The 23305-nt window shown below is 65.2% G+C and carries 22 protein-coding genes and 1 pseudogene; 12 read left to right on the top strand and 11 right to left on the bottom strand.

Annotation, left to right across the window (positions count from 1 at the left end; translation table 11 throughout):
* Window positions 1-14: 14 nt before the first annotated feature.
* Complete coding sequence (locus AB4Z42_RS08265) at window positions 15-770, top strand: hypothetical protein (RefSeq protein ID WP_442008886.1); 756 nt, start codon at window positions 15-17, stop codon at window positions 768-770.
* Here AB4Z42_RS08265 and AB4Z42_RS08260 read toward each other — a convergent pair.
* From AB4Z42_RS08260 to AB4Z42_RS08250, 3 genes are read right to left on the bottom strand one after another with little or no spacing between them, the layout of a single operon-like run.
* On the bottom strand, window positions 767-1150 hold the full coding sequence (locus AB4Z42_RS08260) for a hypothetical protein (protein WP_442008633.1): 384 nt from the start codon (window positions 1148-1150) through the stop codon (window positions 767-769). The genes AB4Z42_RS08265 and AB4Z42_RS08260 overlap by 4 nt on opposite strands.
* Before the next feature lie 46 nt (window positions 1151-1196).
* A complete protein-coding gene (locus AB4Z42_RS08255) occupies window positions 1197-1952 on the bottom strand; it encodes an acyl-[acyl-carrier-protein] thioesterase (protein ID WP_442008632.1) in 756 nt (251 codons plus the stop codon).
* A 6-nt stretch (window positions 1953-1958) separates the two neighbouring features.
* Window positions 1959-3752, bottom strand: coding sequence for a serine/threonine-protein kinase (locus tag AB4Z42_RS08250; protein WP_442008631.1), 1794 nt, complete (start codon window positions 3750-3752; stop codon window positions 1959-1961).
* Between the two features lie 99 nt (window positions 3753-3851).
* Between AB4Z42_RS08250 and AB4Z42_RS08245 the strand changes: the two genes are divergently transcribed.
* From AB4Z42_RS08245 to fadD1, 7 genes are read left to right on the top strand one after another with little or no spacing between them, the layout of a single operon-like run.
* Window positions 3852-5003 carry an acyl-CoA dehydrogenase family protein gene (locus tag AB4Z42_RS08245; protein WP_442008630.1) on the top strand — a complete coding sequence of 384 codons (1152 nt, stop codon included), beginning with the start codon at window positions 3852-3854 and terminating at the stop codon, window positions 5001-5003.
* 4 nt (window positions 5004-5007) lie between these two features.
* Window positions 5008-6027, top strand: a complete 1020-nt coding sequence (locus AB4Z42_RS08240; protein ID WP_442008629.1) for an acyl-CoA dehydrogenase family protein — start codon at window positions 5008-5010, stop codon at window positions 6025-6027.
* The gene (locus AB4Z42_RS08235; protein WP_442008628.1) at window positions 6024-6527 is read left to right on the top strand and encodes a MaoC family dehydratase; all 504 of its coding nucleotides are present in this window, start codon (window positions 6024-6026) and stop codon (window positions 6525-6527) included. The genes AB4Z42_RS08240 and AB4Z42_RS08235 overlap by 4 nt, the downstream gene beginning before the upstream one ends.
* Window positions 6524-6946 (top strand): MaoC family dehydratase, encoded by a 423-nt coding sequence (locus AB4Z42_RS08230; RefSeq protein WP_442008627.1) that lies wholly within the window; start codon window positions 6524-6526, stop codon window positions 6944-6946. The genes AB4Z42_RS08235 and AB4Z42_RS08230 overlap by 4 nt, the downstream gene beginning before the upstream one ends.
* The gene (locus tag AB4Z42_RS08225; RefSeq protein WP_442008626.1) at window positions 6943-8145 is read left to right on the top strand and encodes a thiolase family protein; all 1203 of its coding nucleotides are present in this window, start codon (window positions 6943-6945) and stop codon (window positions 8143-8145) included. The genes AB4Z42_RS08230 and AB4Z42_RS08225 overlap by 4 nt, the downstream gene beginning before the upstream one ends.
* A gap of 1 nt (window position 8146) precedes the next feature.
* Window positions 8147-8548: a Zn-ribbon domain-containing OB-fold protein gene (locus AB4Z42_RS08220; protein WP_442008625.1), complete on the top strand. Its 402-nt coding sequence runs from the start codon at window positions 8147-8149 to the stop codon at window positions 8546-8548.
* Window positions 8541-10142: a fatty-acid--CoA ligase FadD1 gene (fadD1, locus tag AB4Z42_RS08215; RefSeq protein ID WP_442008624.1), complete on the top strand. Its 1602-nt coding sequence runs from the start codon at window positions 8541-8543 to the stop codon at window positions 10140-10142. The genes AB4Z42_RS08220 and fadD1 overlap by 8 nt, the downstream gene beginning before the upstream one ends.
* On the opposite strand, the gene AB4Z42_RS08210 is transcribed toward fadD1, so the two are convergent.
* Both AB4Z42_RS08210 and AB4Z42_RS08205 read right to left on the bottom strand, forming a co-directional pair.
* A complete protein-coding gene (locus AB4Z42_RS08210) occupies window positions 10108-11343 on the bottom strand; it encodes a cytochrome P450 (protein WP_442008623.1) in 1236 nt (411 codons plus the stop codon). The two genes, fadD1 and AB4Z42_RS08210, sit on opposite strands and share 35 nt — an antisense overlap.
* 10 nt (window positions 11344-11353) lie before the next feature.
* A complete protein-coding gene (locus AB4Z42_RS08205) occupies window positions 11354-13606 on the bottom strand; it encodes a molybdopterin-dependent oxidoreductase (protein WP_442008622.1) in 2253 nt (750 codons plus the stop codon).
* Window positions 13607-13756: 150 nt separating this feature from the next.
* Here AB4Z42_RS08205 and AB4Z42_RS08200 point away from each other — a divergent pair, with 150 nt between their 5' ends.
* The 3 genes and pseudogenes from AB4Z42_RS08200 to AB4Z42_RS08190 all read left to right on the top strand — a co-directional run bounded on the left by AB4Z42_RS08200 (window position 13757) and on the right by AB4Z42_RS08190 (window position 15406).
* Window positions 13757-14674 carry an alpha/beta hydrolase gene (locus tag AB4Z42_RS08200; protein WP_442008621.1) on the top strand — a complete coding sequence of 306 codons (918 nt, stop codon included), beginning with the start codon at window positions 13757-13759 and terminating at the stop codon, window positions 14672-14674.
* A 13-nt stretch (window positions 14675-14687) separates the two neighbouring features.
* A pseudogene (locus tag AB4Z42_RS08195) lies at window positions 14688-14813 on the top strand (NAD(P)-binding protein); the annotation flags it as partial.
* Window positions 14814-15076: 263 nt separating this feature from the next.
* Window positions 15077-15406, top strand: coding sequence for a hemophore-related protein (locus AB4Z42_RS08190; RefSeq protein ID WP_442008620.1), 330 nt, complete (start codon window positions 15077-15079; stop codon window positions 15404-15406).
* A gap of 123 nt (window positions 15407-15529) precedes the next feature.
* On the opposite strand, the gene AB4Z42_RS08185 is transcribed toward AB4Z42_RS08190, so the two are convergent.
* Window positions 15530-16336: a DUF1906 domain-containing protein gene (locus tag AB4Z42_RS08185; RefSeq protein WP_442008619.1), complete on the bottom strand. Its 807-nt coding sequence runs from the start codon at window positions 16334-16336 to the stop codon at window positions 15530-15532.
* A gap of 111 nt (window positions 16337-16447) precedes the next feature.
* Here AB4Z42_RS08185 and AB4Z42_RS08180 point away from each other — a divergent pair, with 111 nt between their 5' ends.
* On the top strand, window positions 16448-17950 hold the full coding sequence (locus tag AB4Z42_RS08180) for a serine hydrolase domain-containing protein (protein WP_442008618.1): 1503 nt from the start codon (window positions 16448-16450) through the stop codon (window positions 17948-17950).
* Between the two features lie 10 nt (window positions 17951-17960).
* On the opposite strand, the gene AB4Z42_RS08175 is transcribed toward AB4Z42_RS08180, so the two are convergent.
* From AB4Z42_RS08175 to AB4Z42_RS08155, 5 genes are all read right to left on the bottom strand, one after another.
* Window positions 17961-19241 (bottom strand): cytochrome P450, encoded by a 1281-nt coding sequence (locus tag AB4Z42_RS08175; protein WP_442008617.1) that lies wholly within the window; start codon window positions 19239-19241, stop codon window positions 17961-17963.
* A gap of 66 nt (window positions 19242-19307) precedes the next feature.
* Window positions 19308-20771 carry an aldehyde dehydrogenase family protein gene (locus tag AB4Z42_RS08170; RefSeq protein ID WP_442008616.1) on the bottom strand — a complete coding sequence of 488 codons (1464 nt, stop codon included), beginning with the start codon at window positions 20769-20771 and terminating at the stop codon, window positions 19308-19310.
* Window positions 20768-21577 (bottom strand): carboxymuconolactone decarboxylase family protein, encoded by an 810-nt coding sequence (locus AB4Z42_RS08165; RefSeq protein ID WP_442008615.1) that lies wholly within the window; start codon window positions 21575-21577, stop codon window positions 20768-20770. Before AB4Z42_RS08165 ends, AB4Z42_RS08170 begins: the two co-directional genes overlap by 4 nt.
* A gap of 22 nt (window positions 21578-21599) precedes the next feature.
* Window positions 21600-22412, bottom strand: coding sequence for a mycofactocin-coupled SDR family oxidoreductase (locus AB4Z42_RS08160; protein WP_442008614.1), 813 nt, complete (start codon window positions 22410-22412; stop codon window positions 21600-21602).
* Window positions 22409-23242 carry a mycofactocin-coupled SDR family oxidoreductase gene (locus AB4Z42_RS08155; RefSeq protein WP_442008613.1) on the bottom strand — a complete coding sequence of 278 codons (834 nt, stop codon included), beginning with the start codon at window positions 23240-23242 and terminating at the stop codon, window positions 22409-22411. Before AB4Z42_RS08155 ends, AB4Z42_RS08160 begins: the two co-directional genes overlap by 4 nt.
* Between the last annotated feature and the right edge of the window lie 63 nt (window positions 23243-23305).

Here is a 23305-nt window from a genome sequence, read left to right as displayed (position 1 = left end):
TGAAGCGGTTGTCGATGCTGGCCGGCCTCGTGGCGATGGCGACCGTCGGCTTCGTGCTGCCCACCGCCACGGCTGACCCCATGCTCCCGCCGTGTCCGCAGACGCTCCCGATCATCAGCCCGGAGGGCACGTCGCCACACGTGGACTGCTCGCTGCATTCCGGTGTGCTCGATTTCGCCGTCACATACTGGTCCGCGCCCGAGTTGCCGGAGCCGAGGGCGGTAAAGGTCACCGTGACCGACGCCGCGGGCGAGGTCGTGCAAACGATCGATGAGCTGTTGGAGCCGTCCAGTCCTGGCGGTGTCGGGCTACAGGACGTCGACGGCGACGGCCGCGAAGAACTGATCATCCCGATCGCCCGAAACCTGTTCAACGGCAGCCCAAACACCCGGTTCACAACGTGGCGCGCACCGGGGGACCGCCTACATTACGAACGCACGCAGATGGTCGGGCAGTCCGCGTATCCCAGCGGTGACGGCTATCTGGTGGTCAACGGTGGCGGTCTCGTCAGCCGAGATCTCACCTTCTATCTTCCGACCGGCGCCGGGTACACGCTCGTTGTGGTGTTGACCATCGAAGTTCAGGAAGTCGATCCGGCGACCCACCGTGTCTTGACCGTCATCTGCCGCGCCCACCAGGAAGACGGCCTCCATGCGGTCGGCATGACTATTCGCCAGGCCGAGGAATCCTTCTGCGCCTCACCGGCCGCGGCCGCGATCTGGCCTGGCGCAGAACGTCTATCAGTTCGACTCTGGGGCCCGGGGAGCTAGCCGCTCAGCCTGGGCGCGCAGTACTCACGAGCCGCGGCCAGCAGTTGTCTCGCCTTGGCGAGGTCGCTCGTGAGTAGGTCCGGGCTCGCCGGTCGATAGGGGTCACTGTTGTCGACCTGGGTCGCCAGCATGTCCGACCGGATCCGGAGGTCCACGGCGGCCGCCATTCTCAAGCCGTACAACGGAGACAGCGCCTTTCGAATCTGGCCTGCCACGTAAGACGGTGTCCCGGAAGGCGAAATCAGATAGAACACCGTCTCCAGCCGATCGGTCGCAGGCACGATGACGTTGCACCCGTCAGCGGCCACCGCCGGCGCAGCCGCGAGGCAGATGGCCGCCGCGGCTGCTGAGATCGGCACTCCGAGCATTCGTCGATGCATTGGTCCTACCCTGACACTGCGCGGGCCGGTCTGAAGCCGTTTCCACCTAGGGGAGCTTGCGCAGCAGCGCTGCCGCACGGACTTCGTCGCCGACGGTGATGGCGATGTTCACCACGTCGTCGAGGCGGGCCCACTGAAGCGTGACATCTTCGCCGTGCTGAATCGGTCGCCGATATTCGACCACGGCGCGATACGGGGCGCGGCAGACGTCGGGCACCTCGGCCATCACTTCGTGAACTGCATGCCAGTAGGCGGTGTTCGTGACGTGTTCGAATACGTCGATGTCGGTGCGCCGTAACGCGAATGGCGCGACGACATCCGCGTCGTCCAGATTGGTCAGCCACGGTCGCCACTTGAGCCGGTGCTCATCCGCCGTGCTGGCGAACTTCTCGATCAGACTGTCGGACACCCGCTGCGGTGTCAGAGTGCGCTCGTTGATCGCGATCCAGAAGCCCTCGGTCTCGATGCGGCCCCCTTCGCTGCCGACGAGGTCGACGCGCATGGTGCACCACCGCGTCGACAGCGCCGAGCACCACCGGCTGAACGACACCTCATTGGGCCACTCGATCGGTTCGATGACGTCGATCACCGTGCGCTGGACCAGCCAATGCGGATGCTCCTCGGCCATGCCCGCATCGAGCAGGTTCTCAGCACCGACTTCCTGGATGTAGCGAGCCACCCCGTCAAGCCGCAGCTGCAGCTGGCTGCCGATGTCGCCGGTCGGTACCGGCCAGGAGGTCCGATAAATGTAGCCGTCTGACGGCTGTGGGCGCAGCCGGTGATTTACGTCGTTGTCTGGCATCGGACCTCAGTTAGCCGCCTGCAGCGTGATGTCTGAGATTTCTGTCCTGCTCTTGCCGTCGGTCGTGCCCAGTTTGGAGATCCACACCAGCACGTTGGATGTCTCGGTCCGGTCATGGACCTCGATGCGATTGTGCCCCGGCTGCAATGGCGTGGCGGGGGTGAGCTCGGTGGTGTCGGCCAGGGCGGCAGGTTTCTCGGTGGGTGAGGACCGGATCTGAACCTCGGTTCCTGTACTGGATACGTCGAGGGTGACGGCGCTGAGCGCTGTCGGCTCGGACAGGTGCAGCATCAAGCCCTCTCCCTCAATGAAAGTCGGGAACGGGACCGCATCCTTATAGGTGACGGTGGACCAACCCGTGTCGGGGTTGCCGTCGATCGCCAAACCGGCGTCCTGCGGGTTGTCCGGGGCGTCGCTGGGTGAGAACACCGTCGCACTCACCGGTTTGACGATCGGCCCGGGCCGGGTCCACAGGCCGAATCCGTCGGTGACGTACGCAACGGCAGCCGCCGTCAACACGATCACCCCAAACAGTGCAGATATGACGATCCACTTGCCTTTGGAAGACTTGCCCGGTGCTTCGTGGCGTGGCGGTCCGGCGTGGACCTGAGACCGCCGCCGCTGCGGCTTGATGCCGGCCGAGATGTTGACGATCGTGTCCGCGTCGAGGCTGTCGCCGTCCCAGATCCCGCTGACCTCGACCTCGTCTCCGTCCGCGAGCTGATCCGCGACGAGCTCAGTCTGTATCTCGACGGGGAGCGGAGCATGTCGACCGGCGACGGGTTCATACGGAACCAGGTGAAAAGACAGGAGCCCGACCGCGTTTTGGGCGCCGAGTGCGCTGCGCCGCACCCCTCGAGCCGTTCCGTGAACGACGAGACGCTCGAAACGCTGCGTGGGTGGGCGGTCGGCCGAAACGGGATCGGCGGCAGGCGATTCCGTCGCATCACCGGCCTGCGGGCTCGGACCCTGCCGCGTGAGGGCTCGGGCGAATTCGAGACAATTCGGGTAACGCTGGGTCGGGTCCTTCGACAGCGCTCGTGCCAGCACAGCGTCCAGATGCGCGAGATCGGGTCGGCGTTCCGATATCCGCGGGGGCGTCGTGCCCAGATGGTTGCTGATGACGACGGCCGGATTCGAGTCTGGAAACAGCGGTGTGCCGGTCAGCATGTGAAAGGTCGTGGCAGCCAACGCGTACTGATCCGCCCGGCCGTCGATCGACCTGCCGAGGAGCTGTTCGGGCGCCACGTAGTTGATGGTCCCCAATGCGATGTTGGTGTTGGTGAGGTTGCTGGCGTCGTCGATTTTGCGGGCGATCCCGAAGTCGGTCAACAGCACCCTTCTGCGGTGGCCATCGAACGGGGTCACGAGGATGTTCTCCGGTTTGACGTCACGATGGAGCAGGCGGCGCTCGTGGCCGAAGTCGAGCGCATCGGCCACCGCCGTCACGATCTCGCTGACGTCTTGTTCGGGCATGCCGCGGGGGTAGGTCTCTCGAATCAGCTGGCCCACGTCGGTGCCGTCCACATAGTCCATCGAGATCCACAGACGACCGTTGAACTCACCGCGATCGAGGACACCGACGATATGGGGGTGCCACAACGTCGCCGCCAGTTCGGCTTCGCGATTGAATCGCGCCCGGAACTCCTCGTCTGCGGTGGAGGCCACTGACAGCACCTTCAGCGCGTCTTGACGAGGCAGGCGTGGATGCTGGGCGAGGTAGACCTCACCCGACCCTCCGGTGCCCAGCAAGCGCTGGATCACGTAACCGGCGAAGACCTCGCCGTTCTCGAAGGGCATCTGTAGAAGACTACAAACCAGCATGCTCAGGCGACGAACTACGCCGATCATGGGGCTTTTCACCCGCCGGGTGAACACTTTCTCGATAGTGTCGCCTTCGTGGACTTCGAGCTCGACGACGAGCAGCGGGCCTGGGTGGCCGAAGTACGGCGATTCCTCGACGAGAATGTCACCGCTGACCTGCGGGCGGAGATGGCCGAGCACGGACTCGAATATCAGGGCGGAGAACTGACGGCCTTTCGCCGCAAAATCGGCGAAAAGGGCTGGTTCGGCCTGAACTGGCCGAAGGACTACGGCGGCCTCGGCCTCACCGCCATGCACCAGCACCTGCTGATGAGCGAGTTCGAGTACGTCGGCGTGCCCGGGCCCGACCTCACGGTGACGTCCGTGGCGCCGATGATCATGCGGCACGGCACCGAGCAGAATAAGAAGGAGTTCCTGCCAGGAATCGCCAGAGGCGAGATCGTCTTCGCCCTCGGCTACTCCGAGCCCAATGCGGGCACCGACCTCGCCAGCCTGCGCACGCGCGCGGTGCGCGACGGTGATGAATGGGTGATCAACGGCTCGAAGATTTGGAACAGCGGGGCTCAGCGGTCCACCCACGAGTGGTTGTGTGTGCGCACGGACCCTGACGCCCCGCGCCACCGCGGAATCTCGGTAGTGGCCGTCCCCATCGACACTCCAGGGATCGACATCCACCCGCTGTATGCATGGTCGGGTTACCGGACCAACGAGACGTTCTTCCGCGATGTGCGCGTGCCTGTCACCAACCTGATCGGCGAGCTCAACATGGGCTGGACCTACATCACCGGCGCGCTGGATCTGGAGCGTGGCGCGCTGATCAACGTGGGCGACCTGCGGCGCGCGCTCGACGAGCTCACCGCCCTCGCCGGAGATCTGGATCCAGCGTTCCGCAGGCGGCTCGCGCAGGCCGAGGCCGACGTGGAGGTCGCTCGGTTGATGGGCCTGGAAGCGGCCTCGATGCTGGACAGTGGCCGCATCCCCTCCGTTGAGGTCAGCGTCGAGAAGATCTTCACCAGCGAGCTGCGGCAGCGGATCGCCGACCTCGCGCTCGACCTGCTCGGCCCCGACGGCCTACGGGCCCACCGCAGCGCCGGCGCACCGCTCGACGGGTTTTTCGAGCGCCTCTACCGGGTGTCGCCGCTCATGCGGTTCGGTGGTGGCACCAACGAAGTCCTTCGCGACGTGATCGCCCAGCGCGGTCACAAGATGCCGTCGTACGGGAGGTGACGGCATGCGAGTGATTCCGTCGCAGGATGAACGCGACCTGGCCGCGATGTGCCGCAGCGTGCTGGCGGCCGACCTCGAACCCGACGCGCAATGGAAGGCGCTCGCATCGGCCGGTGTCCTCGGACTGGTGGTTGACGGAAGTCTCAGCGACGTCGGCATCTTCTGCATCGAAGCGGGACGTGCGCTGTGCCCTAGGGTAGTTCAGAGCACGGTGTACGCGGCGATCGCCCTCGACTGGCTCGGCGCCCGGTCGGCCTGGTTGCCGTACCTGATGTCCGGCGAGGCGCGCGGAACGTGCGTGCTGTTCAACCCGCGCGACGCGTCCGACGTGACAGCGCAATTGAATGTGCGCCGTGACGGCGACACCTGGCGGGTGAGCGGTGACGCGCACTTCGTCGCCGACGCGGACCGAGCCGACGTGATCGTCGCGAGCACGGACGCAGGGGTCGTGGCCGTCGACACCACGGCGAACGGCGTCGATGTCCAGCCCCTCCCCATCATGGGCAGCTTTCCGGCGTTCAACGTCCGGTTCGACGACGTCCTGGTCGACGAGCCGACGCCGGTCGACGAGGAACAGCTGCGACGGACAGCCAATGCCGTTGTGGCGCTGGACTGTCTGGATCTCGTCGGCGTGGGCGAGGCGGTGATCGACCGCACCGTCGCTTACACGAAGATGCGCGAGCAGTTCGGCAGGCCGATCGCCTCGTTCCAGGCGGCGCAGCACGTGGTCGCCGACATGCACATCGCGCTGGCCGCGGCGCGGCTCGCAGCGCAGTCGGCGACGTTCTGGATCGGGCGCGGGACCACGGCCACACGTGAGACGGCGATCGCCAGGATGCGGGCCGCCGAGGTGAAGAAAGTCACCCTCGACGCGCATCAACTGCACGGCGGGATGGGGTACGTGGTGGACACCGGCCTGCACCTGTTTTCCGAACGCGCACGGGTGTTGTCGACGCTGGGCGGCGGCGCTGATATCGCCGCGACATGGCTTGACGGCAAGACGAACTGGGCAGGCGCGCGATGAGTGTGGAGAGCCTCGTCGACGCGGAGTCGGCCGCCAAGATCGGGGCCGTGGTCGCCGTCGCCACCGGCGAGGTGTACCGGCGGGACTGGCAACGCTGGGCCGCCGCCGTCGGCGATCACAACCCGCTGTGGTTCGACGCGGAGTACGCGCGGCGACACGGCTGTCGCGACATCATCTGCCCGCCGCTGTATCTCCAGTACGCGATCCTAGGCGTCGCCGCACTCGGCGAATTACGGCCCGACGGGTCGTCTGGCGCGGTGACGGGCAGCATGGCTTTCCCGAAGGCGCCGCGGCGCATGGCCGGCGGTGAGAGCACCACGTTCCACCTGCCCGCCTACCACGGCGACGAGATCGAGATGACACGCACGGTCGAGTCGATCGTCGAGAAGGAGGGAAGGTCAGGCAGATTCGTGCTGGTGACCTGGCGCGCCGAGTACCGAAACCAGCATCGTGAGCTTCTCGCCGAGGCGACGACGTCGATGATCGCGCGGCCCGCATGAGCCCGCTCTACGAGGACGTCGACAGCGGTGACGTGATTCCGGCGCTGTCGGTGAGCGTCGATGAGACGCAGATGTTCTTCTTCAGCGCCGCGACGTACAACGGTCACCGCATCCACTACGACAAGGACTGGGCCCGCGACACCGAGGGCTACGACAATGTCCTCGTGCAGGGTCCACTGCAGGCGGCGCTTCTGTCGCGAGCGCTGACCGACTGGATCGGCGGCGACGGCCGGCTTGTCGCGTTCTCCGTCCAGAACCGGGCGATCGCATATCCCGGCCAGCAGCTGACATTCGGTGGTGTGGTCACCGGGAAGCGGGCGGATGGCCTGGTTGATCTCGACATCTACTGCAAGCGCGGCGAAGAGGTGTTGATGCCGGGGACCGCGACCGTCGTACTGCCGTCAAAGGCCGCGTCGTGACGGGCCTGCGCGGCGATGCCGCGATCATCGGAATCGCGGAACTGCCCGCGGAGAAGCGTCAGAGCGGCCCGCCGTCGTTCACGCTGGATCAGTACGCGCGGCTCGCCAAGATGGTCATCGACGACGCCGGCGTGGATCCTTCCGTCGTAAACGGCCTTTCTACGCACGGCATCGCGGAGTCAGACATGTTCGCCCCGGCCACCTTGTCCGAGTACCTGGGTCTGCCGCTGAACTTCGGCGACCGCGTCGACCTCGGCGGCGCGACCGCGGCGGGCATGGTGTGGCGTGCAGCGGCCGCGGTCGAATTGGGTCTGTGCGACGCAGTGCTCGCCGTCGTGCCCGGTTCGACCGAGATCCCACGCTCGGAGTCGAAGCCCGGACGCACACTCAGCTGGTACGGCGCGTCGAGCAACAACTACGGCTCACCGCAGGCCGAATTCGAGATCCCGTACGGCAACGTCGGACAGAACGGCCCTTACGCGCAGGTCGCACAACGCTATGGGCACGAATTCGGTTATGACGCCGCGGCGTTGGCGCGGATCGCGGTGGACCAGAGGACCAATGCGTGCGCCCATCCCGGCGCGATATTCCACGGCAAGCCGATCACAGTCGACGACGTACTCGCGAGCCCGGTGATCGCCGACCCGATCCACATGCTCGAGACCGTGATGCGCGTGCAAGGCGGTGCGGCCGTCCTGATCGCCAACGCCGACGTGGCGCGACGGGGGCGCCGTCGCGCGGTGTGGCTCAAGGGTTTCGGGGAGCACATCCGATTCAAGACACCGACCTACGCCGATGATCTGATTCGCACGCCGATCGCGCGCGCCGCGGAACAAGCATTCGCGATGGCGGGAGTGCAGCGGTCCGACGTCGACATGGCGTCGGTCTACGACTGCTACACGATCACCGTGCTGATGACGCTCGAGGACGCGGGATTCTGCGGCAAGGGGGAGGGCATGAAGTGGCTGACCGAGCACGACATGACCTTCCGCGGCGACTTCCCGCTCAACACCGCCGGCGGGCAGTTGTCCTACGGGCAGCCCGGTATGGCCGGCGGTATGCATCACGTCGTCGACGGCGCCCGGCAGGTGATGGGCCGTTCGGCCGATGCCCAGGTCGCCGACTGCAACACGGCGTTCGTCACTGGCACCGGCGGCATCATGAGCGAGCAGGTTGCCTTGATCCTGGGAGGTGACTGACATGAGCGCGCCTTTGCCCGAACCGACGCCGGTGTCGCAGCCGTACTGGGATGCGTTGCGTGAGCACAGGATCGTGATCCAGTATTCGCCGTCAGCGGAGCGGTATGTCTTCTACCCGCGCACGCTGGCGCCAGGAACGCTGGCCGACGACCTCGAGTGGCGCGAGATCGACGGCGCCGGAACGCTGTACACCTACACCGTCGGGCGACGCCCGACCGGGCCGCCATGGGCCGAGAAGCTGCCGCAGCTGCTGGCGGTTGTCGAATGGGATGCCGGTCCACGGGTGAGCACCGAACTCGTCGACGTCGCACCCGAGGACATCCATATCGGGATGCGGGTCACGCCCGTATTCTGCGACGAGGACGGGGCGACGCTGCTCCGCTACCGGCCCGCCCATGATTGAGACGGTGCAGCAGCTGCTGCGCACCCGCCTTGACGACGACGGCGTTGCGATGATGCACGGCGACCGGACATGGACCTGGCGCGAGCATCTGGCCGAGGCGTCGGCAGAGGCCTCGGTTCTCATCGAGCTTGCTGCACAAGACGAACCGCTGCATGTCGGTGCGCTGCTGGGCAACACGCCCGCGATGCTGCGGTCGATGGCCGCGGCGGCACTCGGCGGCTATGTGCTGTGCGGTATCAACACAACGCGGCGCGGCGAGGGGCTGGCGACAGACATCCGCCGCGGCGACTGCAGGCTGGTGCTCGTCGACTCCGATCACCTGCCGCTGATCGAAGGACTGGACCTCGGTGACGTGACCGTGCTGGCTGTCGACGGTTCTGACTACCGCGCGGCCGTGCAGACGGCTAAACCCCTTGTCCCGCATCGCGAGGTCACCGGCCAAGACACCGCCCTGATGATCTTCACATCGGGAACCAGTGGAGACCCCAAGGCGGTGCGGTTCGCACACGCGATGGCGGTGCTGTGCGGTGCGAGCCTCGTGGACCGCTTCGGACTGACGGCCGAAGATGTGGCCTACCTGTCGATGCCGCTGTTCCACTCCAACGGGGTGGCGGCGGGGTGGGCCGTCGCGATCGCCTGCGGTGCGACGATGGTGCCCGCGAAGTTCTCGCCGTCTCGGTTCCTGCCCGACATCCGGCGATACGGGGCCACGTATATGAACTACGTCGGCAAGCCGCTTGCACTCGTCTTGGCAACCCCGGAGCAATCCGACGATGCGGACAACACGCTGCGCGCTGCATTCGGCAATGAAGCGACGGAACGCGACATCGAGTTGTTCGCCGCGCGCTTCGGGTGCCGCGTGGTGGACAGCTTCGGTTCGAGCGAGTTCGCGGTCGTGGTGATGCGCGAAGACGGGTGCCCGCCGGGTTCGATCGGTAAGGGATATCCGGGTGTGAGCGTGTATCACGCCGACACCGTGACCGAGTGTGCGACTGCGGAATTCGACGAGCACGGTGCGCTGGCCAACTTCGACGACGCCGTGGGGGAGTTGGTGAACACCTACGGATCGGGTGGGTTCACGGGGTACTACAACGACCCGGCGGCCACGGATGAACGGATGCGGCACGGCATGTACTGGTCGGGTGATCTCGCGTACCGCGACGCCGACGGGTGGATCTTTCTGGCGGGCCGCACCGCGGACTGGATGCGGGTCGACGGGGAGAACCTCGCGGCGGGTCCGATCGAGCGGATCCTGCAGCGCCTACCGGAGGTGAACCTGGTCGCGGTCTATGCGGTGCCCGACGAGCAGGTCGGCGATCAGGTGATGGCGGCCGCCGTGCTCAACGACGATCTGACCCCGCAGCGGTTCGAGGATTTCCTTGCGGCGCAGCAGGATCTGTCACCGAAAGCCTGGCCGCGCTATGTGCGAATCAACGACGAGTTGCCGCAGACCGCGACGAACAAGATTCTCAAACGCACGCTGATTCAGCAGGGCGTCACCGCGGGCGACGGCGTGTTGTGGGAACGCGAAGCCCGCGGCCGTCGCTACTCGAAATCACTCAGTGCGAGCCGTAATCAACCTGCCAGTGCTTGATGCCGTTGATGAAACTCGATCGCAGCCGGTCGGGCTCGGACACGGCCTTGAGGTCGGGTAGATGGTCGGCGATCGCGTTGAACATCAGGTCGATCGTCATCCGCGCGAGGTTGGCGCCCACGCAGTAGTGCGCTCCGGTGCCGCCGAAGCCCAGGTGCGGGTTGGGCTCTCGCAGGATATTGAACGAATACGGGTCGTCGAACACGTCCTCGTCGAAGTTCGCAGACCGGTAGAACAGCACCAACCGCTGGCCTTTCTTGATCGGCACACCCGACAACTCCGTATCCGCCAGAGCGGTCCGCTGAAACGCGGTGATGGGTGAGGCCCAGCGGATGATCTCGTCGGCGGCGGTCTTCGGCCGTTGCTCCTTGAACAGCTCCCACTGGTCGGGGAAGTCGGTGAAGGCCATCATTCCCTGCGTGATCGAGTTGCGGCTCGTCTCGTTACCCGCCACCGCCAGTGTCACAACGAACATCCCGAACTCGGCCTCGGTCAACTGCCCGTCGGCTTCGGAGTCGATCAGCGTGCTGACGATGTCCTCGCCCGGATTTTCCTTCTTCATCGCCGCCAATTCCATGGCATAGCCGATCAATTCGACGACCGCACCGAGAGAGTTGTACTCCTCGAACTCGGGGTCGTCGCCGCCGACCATCTTGTTGGACCAATCGAACAGCTTCTCGCGGTCCTCCAGCGGCACGCCAAGCAGCCCGGCGATCGCTTGCAACGGCAATTCGCGCGCGACTTGCAGGACGAAGTCACCGGAAGAGTGCGTGGCGGCTTCGGCGGCGATGCGCTGCGCTCGCTCACCCAATTCGGCCCGCAGCCGCTCGACGGCGCGGGGCGTGAACCCGCGGGACACGATCTTGCGCAGCCGGGCGTGCTCGGGGTCGTCCATCATCAGCAGCGACAGCTTGGACGCGGCGATCTGCCCTTCCACGTCGACCGACGGTTTGAAATGCGGGACGACGGTTTTGGCGGCCGCCGAGAACACATCACTGCGCAGCGACACCTCGCGGACATCGTGGTGCTTACTGACCACCCAGAAGCCGCCGTCGCCATACCCGCCGACGTCAGGTGGTTGCTCGTTCCACCAGATGGGAGCCGCGCGACGGACCTCGGCGAACTCCTCGGTGGGCAGCCGGGTGGCGTAGATGTCGGGATCGGTGAAGTCGAAGCCGGCGGGCAGATTCGGTGCGGCCATCACACGCTCCTCAGGATTGGTTCCGGACTTGGCACGGCACGCCGTTGACGACCTGAGTATTGCTCGGGACGTCGATCAGGCGGGCGGGGTTCAGCAGATTCGAGTTGACGCCGGGATGATCGTTGGCGACCTGCAGCTGAGTGCGGTCGAGCCCGTGTCCCCACCCGTGCGGCAGAGAGACCACGCCGGGCATCATCTCGTCGGACACCTCGGCGGGCACCGTCACCGAGCCCGCTTCGGTGGACAGTTCGGCGACGTCTCCGGACCGCAGGCCCGCCCGCTGCGCGTCGTCGGGGTGAATCAGCAGGGTGCAGCGGTCCTTTCCTCGCATCAGGGCGGGCACGTTGTGCATCCACGAATTGTTGGAGCGCAGATGCCGACGGCTGGTCAGCAGCAGCTCGCTGTCGGCTCGCAGAAGTCGGGCCCGCAGGCGCGGCACGTCATCGACGAGCCGCCGGTGCACCAATTCGACGGTGCCCGAAGGCGTACACACCACCTCGTCCAGCCTCCCGCCGTCCAATTCGGCCAAGTGCAGCCCGTTGGGATGTTTGCGCACCTCCGCGAGCGTCAACCCGCCGGGCCGCCGCCCGAGGTCATCACCCCACGGGCCGAGCCGAATCTCCATGTCCACGAGTCGTTCCGGGCCGTGTCCGATCAGCGCTGCCGTCGCGTCCTGCGGATCCCGGCCACTAAGCGGCGTCCCCGGTGTCGAGCACGCAGTGGCGACGAGCCCGGCGACGTAGAGATCGTCCATCGCGGCGACGTCCACCTCGGGCATGGGAACGCCGACCATCGCGCCGGCGAGCCGCAGCAGAATCTCCCACTCCGGCGGTTGCTCGGGCGCGGACGCAAAGACCGGGTCTGACCACTTCAGGCACGACGAGACCGCGTAGATCCAGTAGAGGTCGTCGGCGTGCGGTCGCTGTAGCGGCGAAAGCCCGGGCAGGATGACGTGGGCGTGACGGGTCGTCTCGTTGAGGTAGTTGTCCACCGAAATCATCGCGTCGAGAGATGCCAGCGCCGCATCGAGCCGCCGCGATCCCGGCGCCGATACCACCGGATTGCCTGCGACGGTGATCAACCCATGCAGCTGACCGTCACCGGGTGTGTCGATCTCCTCGGCGAGGCAGCTGACCGGAAACTGACTGAACACCTCCGGCGCACCACGCACCCTGCTGTGGAAGCGGCCGAACTGCCAGCCCGGGCCCGTCTGATCCGGCGGCTTCATGAACATCGGCGACCAAACGGCCGGCTTCGGGAACACAGCGCCACCGGTGCGGTCCAGCGAGCCGAGCGCGATGTTGACGACGAACACCAGCCACGTTGCCAGCGTTCCGAACTCTTGAGTGCATGCGCCGATGCGGCTGTACAACACCGGGGCTTCGGCGTGTGCGAGATCGTGCGCGATCTGCCGAATGGTCGTCGCGTCGATACCGCACGCATCGGCGACGGCCTCCGGCACGAAGTCTGCGGCCATCGCGATCACGTCGTCGAGCCCGGTGACGCGGCCGTCCAGGTGGGCGGGTCGGCGCACCCAGTTGTTCTCGTCGAGCGCGCGCAGGATCGCGAACAGGAGGAGCGCATCGGTGCCGGGACGGATCGGCACCCACTGTGACGCGCGTTCGGCGGTGAGCGTTCGACGCGGATCGACGACGGTGACTGTGCCGCCACGCCGGCGGATAGCGGCGAGCCTGCCCATGAGATCGGGCGCCGACAGCATTGAGCCCTGGGATGCCGCAGGATTCGCGCCCAAGATCATCAGGTGATCGGTGCGATCGACATCGGGAATCGGTGCGTTCCACATGTGGCCGAACAGCAGCGCGCTGACGAGGTTCAACGGCCACTGGTCGACGGTGCCGGGGGAGTAGTACGCGGTCATCCCCGCGGCCTGTGCCATGCCGATGAGCGCGCCGATATGGGTGCTCAGCCCGAGGTTGTGGGCGACCGGGTTGCCCACATAGACGGTGACCGCGCCGGCGCCGTGACGGTTGAGCACTGGGCGCAGCACGCGTTCGACTTCGGCGTAGGCGTCATCCCACGACACCGGGACATGACCGCTCGGCGTGCGGATCATCGGCTGGCGCAGTCGATCGGGATCGGTGTGCAGATGGGCCAGTGAGGTGCCCTTCGGGCAGATGTGGCCGCGTGACCACACGTCGTCGCGATTTCCGCGGATATCGGTGACCTCGTCGTCTTCGACGGTCACCTGCAGCCCGCACATCGCCTCGCATAGCGGGCAGGTCACCGCAGCGTGCCTGGACACCTGTCCAGTCTATGTACGGGAGCGTCGGGTGTCTGCCAAATGCCGATGCTGAGGGATGTTGCTACATCGGCTCTTTTCGCCATCTGCGGAGCCGGACAAGTGTCCGGGGATCCGGCCGAATCTGCGCCGACGCTGTACTACCGTCGGCTCATGGACGACGGCGTCGCAGCCCTGATGCGCACCATCGATGACGGCTTTCCGGCTGTCGAAACCATGACGGCCCAGGACGCCCGCTCGGCGATCGCTGCCCGTCGGCTTCCGGTAGAGAATCTCGACGACGTGGCGAGCGCCGAGGACCGTGTACTTCCGGACGGTGACGTACCGGTGCGCGTCTACCAGCCGCACGGCGACGCGCAGACGCGGCCCGCGGTCGTCTCCTGCCACGGCGGCGGGTTCGTCCTCTGCGACCTCGAATCGCACGATTCGTTCTGCCGCGCGCTCGCGCGCCACACCGGGTCGGTAGTGGTGTCGGTGGACTACCGGCTGGCGCCGGAGCATCGAGCCCCCGCGGCGGCCGAGGACTGCTTCGCGGCGTACCGCTGGGTGGTCTCGCATGGCGCCGACCTGGGTGTCGACCCGTCACGCGTCGTCATCGCCGGCGACAGTGCGGGCGGCAACCTCGCCGCGGTGGTCTCGCTGATGTCCCGCGAGCGCGGCGCACCGATGCCCGTCGCGCAGGTCCTCATCTATCCGGTGATCGAGCCGACGTTCGACACGGCGAGCTACCGGGCGTACGCCAGCGGTTACGTCAATACCCGTGCGGCGATGAAGTGGTACTGGGAGCAATATCTCGGCGGTACCGAACCGACCGATCTGGTGGCGCCCGGGCGGGCCGCGTCGCATGAAGGTCTCCCGCCGGCCGTGGTGGTCACGGCGGGACTCGATGTCCTGCACGACGAAGGCGCCGAATACGCGGCGCGGCTGCGGGCTGCGAAAGTACCTGTGGTGCACCGGGATTACCCCGGACTGTTCCACGGCTTCGTGACGATGATGCCGGTCGCGGCGGGGGCATCGGCGCGAGAAGTGCTGTGGGCCGACATCCGTGAGCTCGTGAGCGCACCGGCATGAGGTCGACGCGGTCGTGATCGGTGCCGGGTTCGCGGGACTCTATGCGGTGCACCGTTGCGCCTCTGAGGGTTTGACGGTGCTCGGCCTCGAGGCGGCGCCGAGTGTGGGAGGCACCTGGTACTGGAACCGATATCCGGGCCGCGCGCACATTGTTTCTCAAAGGCGCAGTCGTCGTGGTACCTCGGCGCGAACATCGACGGCAAGAAGCGGGTGTTCATGCCGTATGCGGGTGGTTTCGCCGTGTACCGCAAACGTCTCGACGACGTCGCGTCCCTCGGCTACTCCGGTTTGGTGCTGACGACGGCATCTCCGTGACGGCGGGGCGATCGAGCGCTACCATTGGGGACACTGTTGACGTCAGGGTCTGTCGGGGGCCACTGCAAAGTTGGAAGGTCCCCGAACATGTTCAATTCCTCCTCGAAAAAGTTGATCGCCGCTGCCATTGGTGGCCTCGCGGTGACGTTCGCCGTCGGAACCGGCGTGGCGTCCGCTGACCCCCTGATCGATACGACCTGCAGCTATCCGCAGGTCATCGCGGCGCTGAATACCGAGAATCCCGCGCTTGCCCAGAAGTTCAACGCGAACCCGTTGGCAGCCGCCATGCTGGGCAATTTCCTGTCCGCGGCTCCCGGCGACCGTGTGCAGCTTGTACAGGAGTACCAGGCGACGTCATGGGGACAGAAATACTTCGGCGAGATGGCGTCCATCGCCTCGTCGTGCAACAACTACTGACCTGCGGGCGCACGACCGAGTCCGCGGGATAGGGCAAGTGCGGGGACCTCGTCGGGTGGGGCCCCCGCACTCGCTGTCAGCAGATTGGTGCGTTGGCCTTGGAGGTTTCTTGGATCCGCGCCTCTATCTCGGCAGGGCCCACTGCCCGAAGTCGGGCGCAAGGACGAGGTCCACATCCACGCTGGTTCCGGCCAAGATGACACCGGGGTCGTCGGGGGTGACGATCACGTCCTGATACAGCACGGCCGCAGGTTCGCGCGCACCGTCAGACCACGCTCTTGTCTGCCAGGCCCACGCGTGGCCGGCACTCGTCGAACTCCCGATGACGCCGTCCTGGATCGCCCAGGCGCACGCGTTCGCGTGTCCGTACATGCCGGTCCGGTTCACGCCGAGCACCGAGTTGATCCCCCGATACCACTCGACCGCAACGCTGTTCCAGGTGTCGCGGTCGATGTCCTCGTCGACGCTGAAGAAGATCGGCGCCGTATCGGGTCCGCCGGCCGCGCTGTGCAATCGCATTCCCGTCTGCGCGTCTGCCACGCCACCCTCATAGCCGCGGGTGTAATCCGACGGAGCATTCGGCCAATTGGGTTTTCCGTACTGATAGCAGCTGACGATTTGAAGGCCCTCTGCGCGCAGCGCGTCCGCATACTCGCGTGTGACGGGTTTGAAGTCGAAATCTGCACCCGGACGTAGCTCGGACACATAGACGAGTGCGCCGTCGAAGCCCGCCGCTTTGATCTGATCCGGCGGGACCAACCGGTGCGTGAAATCGATCAGCTTCATAGGGGCGGCCGAAGCCTTCGTCGCGCGATGTGTCGAGACGGCCGCACCGAGAGCCAGAAGACCTGGGGCGATAACGGCATATTTCAGTACGTCGCGACGAGACGGCGCTGCATCACGACCAGGTGGCGTACATGAGTCGACCACGGGGCGATGGTAACAAGATCCGGACCACAAGCTTCGCCCTATGCTGAGGGTCGACTCGCCGCCATGGACACGGTGGCGATGCACGCGCACCGTGGACCCAACGAGGTGGCCATGACAGCTCTACGAAAGGCGATTTCTGTTGCGGCTGCCCTCTTTGCACTCGTAGCGCTTGCATCATGTGGCGAAGCTCGCCAGCCTGAAGCAACCGACGGCACGTCGCCAGCTCCGGCTGACCCGGCCACGACGCCGTCGACGTCGCCAAAGGTGGTTCCTGACAAAGAGTTCGACGCGGTTTCCAACCTCATCAACGATGCGATTGCAGCGCACAAGCTGCCGGGGGCCGTCGTCGTCGTTGGGCACAACGGGGCGACCGTCTTCGATCAGGCCTTCGGAATGCGCAAGCTTGCAGGCGAGCCGGGACAGGATGGGGCGCCGGCGCCCGAAGAGCCGATGACCGAGGACACGATCTTCGATTTGGCGTCGTTGACGAAATCCCTTGCGACAGCGACGGCCGTTATGCAGCTCTATGAACAGGGCAAGGTTGCGTTCGACGATCCCGTTCAGAAGTACCTGCCCGACTTCAACCCGGCCAATGATCCACAGCGGGCGGAAGTGACGCTTCGCATGATGCTCACACACACGTCAGGTCTGGTGGGAGAAGTAGACCTCGGAGGTCGGTGGGGGCTCGATGGAGCCGATAAGGCGGAGGGCATTCATCGTGCGCTCACCAAGCCGCTGGAGTCGGCTCCTGGTGCGGGGTTCCGCTACTCAGATATCAACTTCATTCTGCTCGGACTGATGGTCGAGAGAATCACCGGCCAGCCAGAAGACGTCTTTGTTCAGGAGCACGTTTTCGCGCCACTGGGCATGGGCGACACCCGCTATCTGCCGCCGTCCAAAGCATGTGGGCCACAACAGATCAGAGGATCGGCGATTGCGCTCACTGCCGGGCCGCCCACACCTTGCGCTGCGGGTGAATGGGACGCCAGTGTGCTGTCGCGGATCGCGCCGACCGCACGTGACGAAGAGGGTAGAGCCGATCTCGGCGCGAATCCCGATCTGGATTTTCTGCTGCGAGGCACGGTGCACGATCCGACGGCGCGCCGCATGGGGGGAGTGGCCGGCAACGCCGGGGTGTTCTCGACCGCACACGACGTCAGCATCTTCGCGCAGGCCCTGCTGGATCAGCTGGCGGGCCGCCCGAGCAATTTCCCCCTCAAGCAAGCGACGTTGCAGTTGATGACAACTCCCGAGCAGCCAGGACACACTCCCGAGCAAGTCGCAGCGGCGAACGCCGCCACCCAAGAAGCCATCGCGACGATGCCGAACACCGAGCATCCGCTGCTTGCTCCGCGCTATCCGGCGATCGCCGGGCAGAATCTGCGCGGCTTCGGCTGGGATATCGATACCGGTCAGTCCAAGCCGCGGGGAATGGTGTTCCCCATAGGCAGCTTCGGGCATACCGGATTCACCGGAACCTCGCTGTGGATCGACCCAGGCTCGGACACCTACGTGGTCCTGCTGACGAACGTGATCCATCTGCGGGGCAGCGCACCGATCACGAATCTGCAGGGGGAGCTCGCCACACTGGCTGCCCGAGCCCTGCATCTGTAGTCGACGGCACTCAATGGACCGGCGAGAATTCGATATGTAGTTCGGTAAGTCCGCGCAGCAGAAAGGTCGGTTCGTAGAAGTATCGCCGGTCGCCGGCGGGGCCGTGTGCGGCTTCGCTGACCGTGATGTCACGCATGCGGTCGAGCAGACGGTGGACTGTCACCACTCCCTCGACTCGTGCCAGCGGCGCACCGGCGCAGGTATGGATTCCGCGTCCGAAGGCGATGTGTTCGCGTACGTTCTTGCGGTCCAGGCGAAATTCGTGAGGGTCCTCGAACTTGTCCGGGTCGCGGTTCGCGGCTCCAAGGCACAACATCAACACCGTGCCCGCCGGAATATGCACGCCTGACAGCGTTGTGGTCTTGCGGGCAAGTCGGAAGTCGACTTTGGTCGGGCTTTGCGTCCGCAGAGATTCCTCGATGAAGGCGGGGATCAATTTCCGGTTGTCGCGCAGGAGGTGTTGAAACTCAGGCTGTTCGCCCAATGTCTGCACGGCGGCACTGAGCAGTTTGGTCACTGTCTCCTGGCCGGCAGCGAACAAGAACGTGGCGGGCCGGACGACCTCCAGAAGTTCGGGGGTCGATCCATCTGGGTATGTCGCGGTGGCCATGCCGCCGAGGACGTCGTCGCGTGGGTCGCGGCGCCGCTCGGCGATGTAACCCGCGAACTTGTCGTCAAGGTACTTCAGGGGGTTACGGCCAACCGGCGCACCGTTCAGCGCGCCCACCGTGTCACCAGGTGACCTGCCGGAGCCCAGCGCACGTCGAATCTCGTCGCGGTCTTCCTCGGGCACACCCAATAGGTCGGTGATCGCCAGGGTGGCGAGCGGTTTGGCGTACTCCGCCAGGAATTCGCACTCTCCTTTGCCGATGAACTCATCGATCTGCCGGTCGACGAGCGTCCACAGGTACTCCTCGTTCTCCTTGAGCCGTCGCGGCGTGAGTAGCTTGCTCAACAACGACCGCGCCCGCTGGTGGTCGGGTGGATCCATGACGACCATGTGCTCGAAAATCGGGAACCGATGCCGGTTCGCTTCGATCTGAGCGGAGATGTCGTCGCCTTCGGGTTCGAAGGGCAGCGGGGGAAACGGCCCGCCGATCGCATTGACCGCCGAAAAGGACTCGGTGTCCTTGAAGGCCGCCATGACTTCTGCGTAGCCTGTGACGGCGACGACGTCGTGGTGCGGCTCTCGGAAGACCGGACCGTTACTTCGCAGATATTCGTAGTATTCGTAGGGGTTTTGGGCGACGGCTTCGTCGGAGAAGTAGTCGATTTCCGCTAGTTCGTTCACGGCGGTCAGGAACCTTTCAGTCGATTCGGCTTGTCGAGGTGGCTCGCATTGGCAGTGATGCCGCCCTCAGCTCATTCCGATGCGAATGTTCTTGGTCTGCAGAAACTCATGCAGTCCGTCGATGCCACCAGTGCGACCGAAGCCGCTCTGTTTGTACCCGCCGTAAGGTCCCTGCGGCGAGATGTCGCTGAACGTGTTGATCCACACCGACCCGGCCTCCAGCTGTCGCGCGACTCGATGAGCCCGGCTGAGGTCGCGCGTATGCACAAAGGCGTTCAAACCGTAGGGGGTCTTGTTGGCCAGGCGCAGGGCCTGCGCATCGTCGTCAAACCTGATCACCGAAACGACCGGCCCGAATGTCTCGATTTGAGCCAGGTTTGAGGAGTTGTCGACGTCGCCGAATACCGTGGGTTCGATGTAGTAGCCCCGTGCGTATTTACCGTCGATGCGCTGGCCGCCCGCCAGGAGTACACCGGCGCGCTCATCAACGGCGCTCCCGATCACGCCGCGGATGCGATCAAGTGCCGCTTCACTGATGACGGGGCCGAACGTGACCTCGGGGTCGAACGGGTCTCCGACTTCAGCCGCGGCGATGACGCCCAAAAACCGCTCCAGGAACGCGTCGTACACCGATTCATGCACCAGGAGACGACTTGCGCAGGCGCAACTCTGGCCCGACTGCATCAGCGGCCCCTGATGCGCAGACAGCATGGCAGCGGCGTCCAGATCGGCGTCGGCGAACACGATGTTGGCCGACTTGCCGCCGAGTTCGGCGACGACCGGCGTGAGATTTACGGCGGCTGCCTGCACCACCGCACGAGCGGTGTGACCCCCACCGGTGAAGTGGATCTTGCGAATGCCGGGATGGCGGACGAGGGCTTGCCCACCTTCGGGACCCGCGGGCACCACGTTGACCAATCCGGGGGGAAGGCCCGCTTCCAGGCACAGTTCTCCGAAGCGCAACGAGGCAAGAGGCGCCAATTCGGATGGCTTGAACACCACCGCATTACCCGCCGCCAGCGCAGGGGCCACGCACGCGCCGGCCACCGCCAACGCGCCGTTCCACGGCGCGATGACTCCGACGACGCCGTACGGTTCGCGCTCGACGAGGTTCACATCGAATGAACCAGCAACGGGAGTGCTCAGCCCGAGTGGTTTGTCCGCGTAACCTGCGAAATGGCGCAGAAACCGTTCCAGCAGAATGGCGGTACCCGCGAACGAAACGGGAACCGCGTAGTCATGCACATTGAGTGTGGCGAGTTCGTCGAGGTTCTCGTGAATAACATCTGCCAGATCGATCAATAGGTCGCGACGGCGATCGACGGTGAACCCCGCCCACTCGCGATGTGCTTCCCACGCGCTGGCGATTGCGCGGTCTATTTCAGATGCTCCCGCCATCGCAACGACCGCATTCGTACGTCCCGTGCCGGGAAAGATGTGCTCATGGTGGGGTACGGACGACGAGGTGATTCGATCCCCGCCGACGATCAGACCGACCGGCTCGTGTGTAGTCATCGCGGAAACGGTCACGGGACAAGATCCGCTTCTGCCGCCCATTCTTCGACGACCCGGCGCTTCTGCTCCGCGATCACGTCAGTGAGGTGAGACGCTTTGGCCCAGCCGTAATAGGCCGCGAACTGCATTGCGAGCTCGTCCATTTCGTCGAAGGACACATCACGGCTCTTCAGTGCAGCGTAGACGTGACTGAGGATGGGTATCGGCGCGTCTTGAAAAGCCACACACGCTACGGTGACAAGCCGCCTTTGCTTCATGGCGAGTCCGGGCCGCAGCCACATCTCGCCGAAGACGAAGTTCAAGATGCCTGCTCCGGAATATGGATTGTCGCGAATCGGCACGAACGGCATACAGTTGACGTCCATGAACGACTTCTCGCCCGCCGCGAGCCGCTGCTCCGGGTCGCTCGGTGTCGTCAGCGGCAGCAGCGGCTCGGGCGGCGGTACAGGCCGACCGCGCTCGCGATGGATACGCTCCCATTGTTCGTCGACAGCCATGTTGAACCGCGACGCCTTCGGCCAACCGGCATACACAGCGAAATGCAGTACCATTTCCTGCATTTCAGTGAGTGACACGTCGCCGCTGTTGAGTGCCGCATACACATGATCTCGTAGCGGCGTTTCGGCATCGGCGGCCGCGACGCATGGCAGCGTGACGAACCAGCGGTCACGTCGATTCATCGCCGGGCGTTGCCAGATTTCGGCGAAGACGAACTCGAGAAAGCTCGCCGTCGCCGGCATCAGAGTGTCGGGTGCCGGAAACGTCATCACGTCGGCAAAGGCACGCTTGCCCCGCTCGAGTCGATCGTCGATTGTGGTCATATCGCTTCCTTCTTGGGCCTTCTCAGCGCAGCGTGACGCCGGCGTCGACCTTGAACTCCAGTCCGGTGACGTACCTGGATTCGTCTGAAATCAGAAACAGCACCGCATTGCTGATGTCGATCGCCTCGGCCATCACGACGGGTAGCGCGTTGAGGAAGACCGGCACCAAGTCGGGCCGCGACTCCGCGAGAAGTCCGTGCAGCGATTCCGGACGCATCCCCGTCTCGACTCCGGTCGGATGGACGGTGTTGACCCGAACATTCTGTGCGGCAAGTTCATTGGCGAGCGCACGGCTCAATCCGACGACACCGTGTTTGGTTGCCGTGTAGGGAAGGTGCAGGGGCGTGCCTTTCAGTCCGGCCGCCGAACTGATCAGGATCAGACTGCCGCCGCGCTCGACCAGGTGCGGCAGCGCCGCAGCGCAGGTGTTCCATGTCCCGATGAGGTTGATGTCCACGACCGTGCGCCACTGCTCGGGCGTAGTCGTATCCCAGGTGCCGACAGTTAGCACGCCGGCGTTGGCGACCGCCGCATCGAGACCGCCCAGTTCGGCAACGCCGTCCTCGACCGCCGCTTTCAGTGCCGCGGCATCGCGGACATCGACGACGTGCATGACGGCGCGGCGGCCGAACTCGGTGACCAGACGTGCCGTCTCCTCGAGGTCGTCCGCTGAGGCGAGCGGGTACTCGACCTCCGACACCGATGAACACATGTCCACCAGGATGAGGTCGGCACCTTCTTCGGCAAGGCGCACCGCGTGACTGCGGCCCATTCCCCGCGCCGCACCTGTGATGAGTACGCGCTTACCGGCGATTCGCCCGTCCGAAGTGCTCACAGCTTGTTGCAGAAACCGGCGTCGACCGGGAAGGTCACCCCGGTGACGTATTTGGCGTCATCGGAAACCAGATAGGCGATCGCGGCGCTGATGTCCTCGGGCTCGAGCATGCCGACCGGCATCGGATTCTGCAGGTGTGGACCGCCGCCGTCGGGATAATTTTTCAGGAAGTCCTGCATGTCGTCATTCATCGCCATCATCGTGTTCACCGCGGTGGGGTGAATGGTGTTGACCCGAATATTCAGCGGGGCAAGCGCGTTGGCGAATGAGCGCATCAGGCCAACGATCCCGTGTTTGGACGCCGCGTATGCCGCGCCTCCGCCCTGAATGCCGCCGAACCCCTTCAACCCCGCCGTCGAGCTCGTGAAGATGATCACCCCGCCTCGGTTCCCCTCGATGAGGTGGGGGACAGCGGCTCGAGCAGTGTGGAACGCGCCGACCAAGTTGACATCGAGCACACCTGCCCATTGATCGAGCTCTTCTTCGATCGTGAGTTCGCGGAAGGCGACGCTTGCGATGCCTGCGTTGGCCAGCACGATGTCCAACCGGCCGAACTGATCGACGCCGGCGTCCAGCGCGGCCTTGAGCCCGTGGTACTCGCGGACGTCGGCGACCGTGCCCAGCATCTTCCCGCCAACTTCCTCGACGAGCGCGACGGTTTCGTCGAGCTCCGCGCGCGAGGCCATCGGGTAGTTGTTGGACGGGATGTCTGCGCAGATGTCGATTCCGATGATGTTGGCGCCCGCGCTGGCCAACCTGAGGGCATGGCTACGACCCTGACCTCGGGCTACGCCGGTGATGAATGCGACTCTGCCGTCCAGTTGACCCACGATGCCCGCTTCCACTTCGGAACTGCCGCGGACAAGGAACTACCTCGTCAGCGATGAGTAACA

Origin of the sequence: Mycobacterium sp. 2YAF39, from assembly GCF_052114565.1 — a bacterium.
In the GTDB taxonomy this organism is placed as follows: Bacteria; Actinomycetota; Actinomycetes; order Mycobacteriales; family Mycobacteriaceae; genus Mycobacterium.
The sequence above is the reverse complement of the archived record's forward strand: the minus strand, read 5'-3'. Positions and strand labels throughout refer to the sequence as shown.